The sequence below is a fragment of the Nostoc sp. JL34 genome (assembly GCF_017114945.1).
Lineage (GTDB): Bacteria > Cyanobacteriota > Cyanobacteriia > Cyanobacteriales > Nostocaceae > Nostoc.
On sequence record NZ_JABXKQ010000061.1, the window covers coordinates 20,705 to 29,127 of the forward strand.

Genomic DNA, 8,423 nt, shown 5'->3' on the forward strand with positions numbered 1-8,423 from the left:
TTGCGTATTCATTTTAATCGGGTTTACCGTGATGATTGTGGTTATATTCCGGAAACCAGTTTTCATCTAAGATTTGTTCTAAAGAGCCAATGGGTACAGAGGGGAATATGTCAATTGTAAGTTGAGAGCGATCGCTTGCTTCTTTCCTTGCGTCTTGATAACATTCATCAAATATTTCTAAAATATAAGGTTTTAAGCTAGGACTATCTTTCAGAGCTTTTTTAATCTCTCTACGAAAAGTCCTGATTTCCCCTTTCCAATGTCCTAGATTACGTTCTCGTTCTTCATCCCAACACTTGAGTTTTAACAGATGTTGGAGAAGCTTAATTAATAAACTTTCAATTGCTCGCTTCTCCCTTCTACCCATAGTTTCTAATTCTTCTAACAAATTATCTAAATCAACAGCAGAAAACTGTCCAGTACGAAGTTGGTTTATAGTTGTCCTCAGCCAGAGATAATAATCTTCGTCGTATAAGGTTTGAGTTGCTGATTGGATTATTGGTTTTACCATAGACTAGCCAAACTCCTACTATTTTTTAATTTAGCTCAATTGAGCTTCTACCAAAAATCGCCTGTGAACTATGACTCTAACTCAATAGTTTTACCTTTACCAAAATAAAACTACCCTCCTGTTACACCATCATAATAAAGAGAGTTGAGTTGTTGGTTGATTGACTACATAAGTGACTGGTCTATTAAGTTTTCTCACCGTACCTTCATTCACAGCCTTATTTAACCAATCCTGCATTTGAGATAGTCTAACATTCAAACATTCTGCCAAAGATTTTGCATCTTTTTGTTGTTGTAAATGATTCAGGATGATAGGTAAAACAGCTTGATAAATATCTTGTGGGTAAATATCCAAAACAGTTTCTTGAGGTATTTTTTCTACAGTTTGTACTGGTTCAATCGAAGAAGCCGCTTTTACTAAAAGTTCCCTCAACGAATCATTCCAGGGTTCAGTAGGAAAAGGTTTTGCACCCTGATTGTGTAATTGCTGATTACCTTCTGATATCGCCCCATCCAACCGGACAAAAACTGGCATATCTTGGAGTCGGGAAAGCGCTTCCACTGCACCCGCCCAAGTACCACCTTTGCCAAAAGATGAACTGACTACTAAGGCATAATCTGCTAAAGCATAAATATATTTGTTTCGCCCCATCGCATTACCAGTATTGAAACCAGCTTCGGGGTCATAACTAGAAACCAAAGTAAGTCTACCCTCTTTAATACTAGAGCGATACTTGCTGTTCACTACTGTCTTAGTCAAACTATCCGCTAGTACACCGACAGATGTGCCTCCTGCATCCAACACAGCCAGCATTGCAGCTTGGTCTACGCCTCGCGCCCCACCAGAAATCACCTGCATTCTTTGTACAGCGATATTTTGTGCAACTCTTCGTGTGTAGCTAAATATCTCGTCATCAACATCACGAGAACCTATTATTGCTAGTCCTCCCATAGATAGCAGTTCTATATTGCCAATATTTATCGCAAGATTTTGGATCTGGATCATCTAATTCTATCGCCAAAAAAGTCATTAAGCATTGCTTGTTTTGCATATATTCCAACATTTGAGCTTGCTCTTGGCGACGAATTTGTGTGATTTTATCCATTTTTTCAGTGTCAGTTTGATAAGGAAATGGGGTCAAATACCATTTTGAGCCTTGCTTAGTTATAGGTGCGGGAAATTCCATTGATAGCAGTTTTAAAACTTTCTCAATTTGTCCTCGTGAAAGATTCATTTGCTGCTCTAATTGGGCAACAGAAAAACCGTCTACAGCTTCGCTAAGTACATTTAAAATCTGTTGTGTATGCACCTCTGGAGGGAAGGCCGTATTAATAAAGTAGTTAGTAATATCATCATCTTCATCACCGCTCAGAAGAATTCCATACGCTTTTTCTACTGCTCTACCTGCTCGTCCTACTTGCTGATAATAGTGGACAACCGAGCCAGGACGCTGATAAGGAACTACAAAGCCTAAATCTGGTTTATCAAAACCCATTCCTAATGCTGTAGTTGCTACTAATGCTTTAATTTCATTATTCAAAAGCTCATCTTCTAATACTACACGAATTGCACTATCTAAATCACTATGATATGCTTTAGCATTAATACCTTGAGTTTTTAGCCAATCGGCAACTCGTTCAGCATCTCTAACAGTTAATGTGTAGATAATACCACTTCCAGGTAAGTTAGGAATCTGTTCAGCTAACCATGCCATTCGTGCTGCTGGGCTAGGGATAGAAATATTTTGCAAATGCAAACTTTGTCTGGTTAAATTTCCTCTGGAAACACGCAGATTTGAACCCAATTGAGTAATAATATCATTGACTACTCGATTATTAGCTGTAGCAGTTGTAGCCAAGACAGGAATATTTTGTGGAAGTGCTTGTAAAATTCTAACAATCCGGCGATAGTCAGGACGAAAATCATGTCCCCAATCAGAGATACAATGAGCTTCGTCAACAACAAATAAACCTATGCGTTGAGATACTGGTAAAAGAATTTTTTCTCGAAAATCTTCGTTACCTAGTCTTTCGGGAGAAATAAGCAGAACGTCTACTTCTCCTGCTAGCAACTGTCTTGCTATTAGTGGCCATTTATCTGTATTACTGGAGTTAATTGTTTCGGCTTTTACACCAATGCGTTGGGCTGCTGCAATTTGGTTTCGCATCAAAGCTAGCAATGGCGAAATCAAAAGAGTAAAACCAGCACCTCGATCTCGTAGCAAGCGAGTTGCTAAAAAATAAACTAGACTTTTTCCCCAGCCAGTGCGTTGAACAACGAGTAAACGCGATCGCTGCTGGAGTAACTCTTCAATAGCTTCCCATTGTCCAGGGCGAAAGTTGGCTGTTGAATTATCCAGTGCTTGACGCAGAAGCAATAATCCCTGTTGGTGGAGGTCTGTTACCATATATACTAAGTACTTGCTTGTCATTTCTGTTGTAACATCAAAGACAAGCAAAACTTAGCTTTGTTCAGGACTTACACTACTTCTTTGTGAGGCTGCACTAAATTTGTGGGAATCTTCAACTACACCAAGTGTATGATTGTCATATCGAAGACATTTATTATTAGTGATTTTGTAGCGATCGCCCAACAAAAAAAGGCAGACAAATCACTTGCGGTTAAAGTGAAATTACTGCCAATAATGTTCTATTCTGTCCCGTGAGCGACTAAGTATAAAATTTAAGGATAAAGACCTCTGTCAGTCAGGGCCTGGGAAACTCTACCCACCCCTAAAGTGTAAGCTGCTAATCTTAAAGAAATTTGCCGCTTATTAGACTGCTGAATCACCTTGCGGTAGGCTTGCACCATCAAATGCTCCATTTCGCGGTTAACTCGCTCCTCATCCCAAAATACGTAGGAAAGACCCTGTACCCACTCCAAATAACTGACTACCACACCGCCGGCATTCGCTAAGATGTCTGGTAGTACTATCACACCCCGTTCCTCTAAAGACAAGCTAGCCTCAAGAGTAAGTGGCCCATTAGCTGCTTCTGCGACAATTTGCGCTTGCACCTGATTCACATTTTCTTCAGTGATCTGGTTTTCTAAGGCTGCTGGTATTAAGACATCGCAAGGTAAAGCTAATAAATCTGCATTGCTAATTGGTATAGATTGCGGGAAACCTACAATACTCTTGCGGTTTTCAGCAGCGTAGATTTTCAACGCGGGAATATCAAGACCAACTTCGGAAAATATTCCCCCAGCACCTGTTGAAACAGCGATAATTTTCGCGCCTGCTTCATATAGTAATTCAGCAGCAGCACCACCTACATTACCAAAACCCTGAATTGCTACTCGCACTCCTGCCAAGGATTTACCTTGATCTGCCAGCGCCTCACGCACAGTAATCATCACGCCACGTCCGGTTGCCATTTCGCGTCCCAATGAACCACCAATGGAAAGCGGTTTCCCAGTCACAACCCCTGGTACAGCATTACCGACATTCACAGAGTAAGTATCCATCATCCAAGCCATCTCACGGGCTGAAGTCCCCATATCTGGCGCAGGAATATCTACAGAAGGCCCAATATCTTTAATTAACTCGCTGATATAACGGCGGCTGATTCGCTCTAATTCGCCAACACTGTAGCGTTTTGGATCTATGGCAATGCCACCCTTACCACCACCATAAGGAATACCCAACAATGCACATTTCCAGGTCATCAGCATTGCCAAAGCCGATACTTCGCGCAATGTCACAGCCGGATGATAACGAATTCCACCTTTGTAGGGACCTAAGACATCGCAGTGCTGTACCCGGTGTCCAGCGAGAACCTGTATTTCCCCGTCATCTAGTTTCACGGGAATGGAAACTGTGACAACCTTACGCGGGTGGCTGAGAATTTCCAGCAAACCTTGATTTAAATTTAATTCTTTAGCTGCCGCTTCTAAGTAACTACAGGCTTGGTCAAATGGGCATATATGCGCTGGAGAAGCAGGTTCTAGCGGTAGTAGTGATTTTGAAATCATAAAATTTTCTCCTAATCACGGTATCTTTACGAACCGGATATCATTCTGTAACTAGCTTATCCTTTTTTTAAGAAAAATAGGAATTTTGTAGTTTTTGTTACAGTTTTATATTTTATATTGTGATTTAGGTACAAAGTACTATGGGGACTTAGCTAACGCGATCGCTACATTCTGTCCACCAAAGCCAAAACTCAAACATAAAACCTGCCTAATTTTACTTAGACGTGCTGCTGTAACGATTTCTAAATCAAATTCTGGCTGCTGCAATCCTACACAGGGCGGTAATATTTGATGCTTCAATGCCATGAGAGAAAAAGCTACGCCTAATGCTCCTGATGCTCCTAATGTATGACCTGTGCTTCCCTTGGTCGAACTAACTGCCACACCTTGAGGAAACAAACGCTGGATTACCATACTCTCCATCTGGTCATTTAGCTGGGTTGCTGTACCATGAGCATGAATGTAATCAATATCGCTTGGTGTCAGACAACTACGTTCTAGACATTGTTTGATAGCTGCGATCGCACTTTTTCCTTCTGGTTCTGGTGAATTACTATGATATGCGTCGTTAGTTAAGCCAAAACCGAGAATTTCACCATATACTTTTGCTTGACGCTGTTTTGCCAACTCTGCTGATTCTAAGACAAACACAGCCGCGCCTTCACCCAACACTAAGCCTTCCCGATGCAAATCAAAGGGATAAGCCCCAGTTTTCGCCAAAGCACCCATCTGCTGAAATCCAGCTAAAGTTAAGGGTGTAATCGGTGCTTCCACTGCACCTGCGATCGCTTGTTGACATTGCCCAGTTTGGATGAGTAAAGCTGCTTGGGCAATAGACCAAATACCAGTAGCACAAGCTGCCATCGGTGCCAAAACTATCCCCGATGCACCGATTTGCCTTGCAGATGCGATCGCATTGATATGAGGTAATGTATCTAGCCAATTTCCAAAAGAGGATACAGGAAAATGATTCGCGTTGTACATTTGCCGCGCCAGCATTTCCCAAGACGCTTGATAAGAGCGACTCGATCCAATGACTACAGCACAATCAGCTAAAGGTGCAACTAACCCAGAATCTTGTAAAGCAGAAGCAACAACCATCTGAGTTAACATTGTCAACTCAGATGGTTGTTGAGCAATCAAACCTAGAGGAAGTGGTGTAAGTTCTGGAAATGGTTGGTGTAACCGAATTCCAGATTTACCTGCGATTAAATTTCGCCAACTATTCTCTAAGCTTCCACCCAAGGCAGAAATTAAACCAATACCAGTGACACAAACCTTAACCAATCTGAATTTTAGGAGTAAAGAATCTTCCGCTATTCAAACATTCAATTCTTCATTTTGAATTTTGAATTTTGAATTGATTTCTCCTACTTTCCAGGCGTTTTCAGATTTTCAGCACCTTGGGTAACTTTAGCGGAGTCAATGCGATCGCCTTGCTGAATTTTGTTTACTACATCAAAGCCTTGAGTGACATTGCCAAACACGGCGTAGTTACCATCTAAGAAGGCTAGATCAGCTAAAGCAAAGTAAAACTGAGCAGAAGCTGAATCTGGTGATTGCGATCGCGCCATCGCCACTGCACCTTGTTTATGGGGCAATACGACAGCTTGAGCAGTAGCATCAAATGGTTTATTGTAAATCGGAGTATCTGAACCTTTTGCCTTAACTTCTAAAGGTATATAACGAGCATTTCCCGTTTTTGGGTCAATATAGCTACCTGTTCCCAGTCTATCTGCTGGAACTTTCGGGTCTTTGCTTTGAGGATCGCCCCCTTGAACTACAAACGGTTGGGGATCGCGCACAACTCGATGGAAAGCTAAACCATCGTACACACCCTTTTGCACTAAATCTACGAAGTTACCAGCTGTAATGGGGGCATCAGTGCCATCTACTTCAATAGTAATCGGCGAATTTTTAACCGTGATTACCACAGTAGCCTTGCCTTCGAGTCTTGGTAAATCTGCCAGTCCAGGAATAGTTTCACTACTAGTTTGAGATACAGATGTTGCTTCAGTAGTTGTCTTGGTGCTTGCCTCGCTTGTAGCCGAGGTTGCTGTCGAAGTTGGAGAAGACGTATTAGAAGCGACTTGCTGTGTTGAACATCCTCCCAACATCAAGGCATTGATAAGCACAAGAGAAAGCAAAAATTGTGAAATTTTTAACCGCATTGCCTGTTACCGATTTAACCAGAGTATCTTATCGTTTCGAGGGGTATTAGGGATTGGGGATGGTGGGGCCCCCTCTGGGGATAAGGGGTAATGGGGATTAGGGATATAGGAATTGGGCAAATATCAGGCAAATAAATTTTTACCAGTACTGAGTACCCAGTCCCCAGTACCCAGTCCCCAGTACCCAGTCCCCAGTACCCAGTCCCCAGTCCTTTACAATCCTTCCAGTGATACTCCCAAAAAGCGGGCTAACTTTGCGCCTTCTGTTTCCAACTCTGTTAAAGATAACGGTTGTCCAACCCGTGTTAAGGGTATATCTCGCCGTCCCTTAATGCGTAGATAGAGGGCGCGACGGGGGTTAAGACCTTCTTTTACGTCTATTAGTACAGATTGCACATCTTCTATGCGGCTATCAATCTCAATTCGGCGGTTTTTGCCAGGAAACCCCCAGCGGAAGATTTTGATGGCGCCAGTTTCCTGATTAAATTCGTTGTAACCGCCTCCAACATCCAATAAAATAACTAGCCACAGGTATGTGGCTAATAGCAGGCCAGCAGTACCATATAACCCCATTACCAATCCTTGGGGGATGAATACCAGTTGAGTTGGATCGGAAACTATGAGTAAATTAACTTTTAAATAACTGGATATCCCAGCCAATAAAAAGCCGCTTGCTCCCAAGGTAACGATAGTTGCCCACCAGTAGTTACTGAACCGACGAGAACCGAGAACATTTTGATGCAGGAGGCGATCGCCTTTGTTAATCGTTGTTGATGTCGTCATTGAACTACCATTGCCCGTGAGATACTCGCTGTGACATACTCGCACACTGAATGCTTATTGCATAGAGTGCTGGCTTTCTGTGCCAATTCGGCTATTGCTTAGGAGGCACTGAGAGCTATGTTTTAAGTCCAAGGGATACCCTGCCCTAGACTATAAATTTTTTACCCTGTACTTACAAATTTTACTGTCCCGGCTGATGCTGGCTTATTTGCACTAGAGGACAAACCACTTAGGCTATTTGTATTAGTCAAGATGTGCCAACTTCCTTTCTCCTTGTCCAACGTTTCACATAGGTTTTCTAGAGGTGTATCAACGACAGTGGCGGCGAAGTGACCACCCATATTTTACCAAACATCGTTCATAAAAACTCAACTGCGCCCCTGCATATTCCTGCTACCGATATAATCCCTTAGGGCGTGTCTTAACTATCTTTATCACTCAATTACTCAATGGCTGATAAAAATCCTTTCTCCCCTGCCCCTTTGCTCCCTTTCTCTCCTGCTTCCCTCTCCCTGACTCTTTTTGACCTCTTAGGAATAAGTTATCTAGATCCGTTCATTTGCATTAATTTTTTTTAGATTTCTGAGAAAAGTTGTGTCAAATTGTAAAAATTCTGATATTCATATTATTTATAAGGTTCGTGTTTCATACCTGATTTGCTTCTGTCTATCAGGCAAAAACCCTTACTAGTGTGATAAATTAAGAATCATTAAGTTACCACAAGCTAGATTACTAGCCGATGGTACGTGTAATGGCATAACCCTGAGAAATAGTGACTTCACAAGTCGGCAAGCTCTCAGAATCTCAGTTGCTTAAAAGCAGTTAAGATTGTCAAAAAAACGTTAATTCCTCACGGCAGTCGGTTACACTGGCTCTCCGTATTGCCTTATAAACGTTTGCAATTTTAGTAAAAAAAGAGGATTTTAGTCCGATGACCATCGCAGTTGGACGTGCCCCCAGTAGAGGGTGGTTTGACGTTCTCGACG

Annotated in this window: 8 protein-coding genes; all 8 read right to left on the reverse strand. The window is 42.0% G+C overall.

All coding sequences use genetic code 11. The features are described from left to right. Positions 1 to 13 precede the first annotated feature (13 nt). Positions 14 to 511, reverse strand: coding sequence for a DUF29 domain-containing protein (locus HWQ44_RS12780; protein WP_292719004.1), 498 nt, complete (start codon positions 509 to 511; stop codon positions 14 to 16). Between the two features lie 129 nt (positions 512 to 640). After that, complete coding sequence (locus HWQ44_RS12785; RefSeq protein ID WP_292719005.1) at positions 641 to 1,462, reverse strand: DNA-processing protein DprA; 822 nt, start codon at positions 1,460 to 1,462, stop codon at positions 641 to 643. Continuing rightward, on the reverse strand, positions 1,431 to 2,942 hold the full coding sequence (locus tag HWQ44_RS12790) for an ATP-dependent DNA helicase RecQ (RefSeq protein ID WP_292719006.1): 1,512 nt from the start codon (positions 2,940 to 2,942) through the stop codon (positions 1,431 to 1,433). The genes HWQ44_RS12785 and HWQ44_RS12790 overlap by 32 nt, the downstream gene beginning before the upstream one ends. 251 nt (positions 2,943 to 3,193) lie before the next feature. Then, positions 3,194 to 4,483 carry a Glu/Leu/Phe/Val dehydrogenase gene (locus tag HWQ44_RS12795; RefSeq protein WP_190960982.1) on the reverse strand — a complete coding sequence of 430 codons (1,290 nt, stop codon included), beginning with the start codon at positions 4,481 to 4,483 and terminating at the stop codon, positions 3,194 to 3,196. Positions 4,484 to 4,621: 138 nt separating this feature from the next. After that, positions 4,622 to 5,770, reverse strand: coding sequence for a beta-ketoacyl-ACP synthase (locus tag HWQ44_RS12800; RefSeq protein ID WP_292719007.1), 1,149 nt, complete (start codon positions 5,768 to 5,770; stop codon positions 4,622 to 4,624). 83 nt (positions 5,771 to 5,853) lie between these two features. Then, positions 5,854 to 6,654 (reverse strand): peptidylprolyl isomerase, encoded by an 801-nt coding sequence (locus HWQ44_RS12805; RefSeq protein WP_292719008.1) that lies wholly within the window; start codon positions 6,652 to 6,654, stop codon positions 5,854 to 5,856. A gap of 213 nt (positions 6,655 to 6,867) precedes the next feature. Beyond that, positions 6,868 to 7,437, reverse strand: a complete 570-nt coding sequence (locus HWQ44_RS12810) for a photosystem I assembly protein Ycf4 (protein WP_292719009.1) — start codon at positions 7,435 to 7,437, stop codon at positions 6,868 to 6,870. Between the two features lie 161 nt (positions 7,438 to 7,598). Next, on the reverse strand, positions 7,599 to 7,778 hold the full coding sequence (locus HWQ44_RS12815; protein ID WP_292719011.1) for a hypothetical protein: 180 nt from the start codon (positions 7,776 to 7,778) through the stop codon (positions 7,599 to 7,601). Between the last annotated feature and the right edge of the window lie 645 nt (positions 7,779 to 8,423).

What these genes read in the sequence shown, in the direction of transcription:
- HWQ44_RS12795 (WP_190960982.1), bottom strand. Translation starts at nt 4,483, where the DNA reads ATGATTTCAAAATCACTACTACCGCTAGAACCTGCTTCTCCAGCGCAT.
- HWQ44_RS12805 (WP_292719008.1), bottom strand. Translation starts at nt 6,654, where the DNA reads ATGCGGTTAAAAATTTCACAATTTTTGCTTTCTCTTGTGCTTATCAAT.
- HWQ44_RS12810 (WP_292719009.1), bottom strand. Translation starts at nt 7,437, where the DNA reads ATGACGACATCAACAACGATTAACAAAGGCGATCGCCTCCTGCATCAA.
- HWQ44_RS12780 (WP_292719004.1), bottom strand. Translation starts at nt 511, where the DNA reads ATGGTAAAACCAATAATCCAATCAGCAACTCAAACCTTATACGACGAA.
- HWQ44_RS12790 (WP_292719006.1), bottom strand. Translation starts at nt 2,942, where the DNA reads ATGACAAGCAAGTACTTAGTATATATGGTAACAGACCTCCACCAACAG.
- HWQ44_RS12785 (WP_292719005.1), bottom strand. Translation starts at nt 1,462, where the DNA reads ATGGGAGGACTAGCAATAATAGGTTCTCGTGATGTTGATGACGAGATA.
- HWQ44_RS12815 (WP_292719011.1), bottom strand. Translation starts at nt 7,778, where the DNA reads ATGGGTGGTCACTTCGCCGCCACTGTCGTTGATACACCTCTAGAAAAC.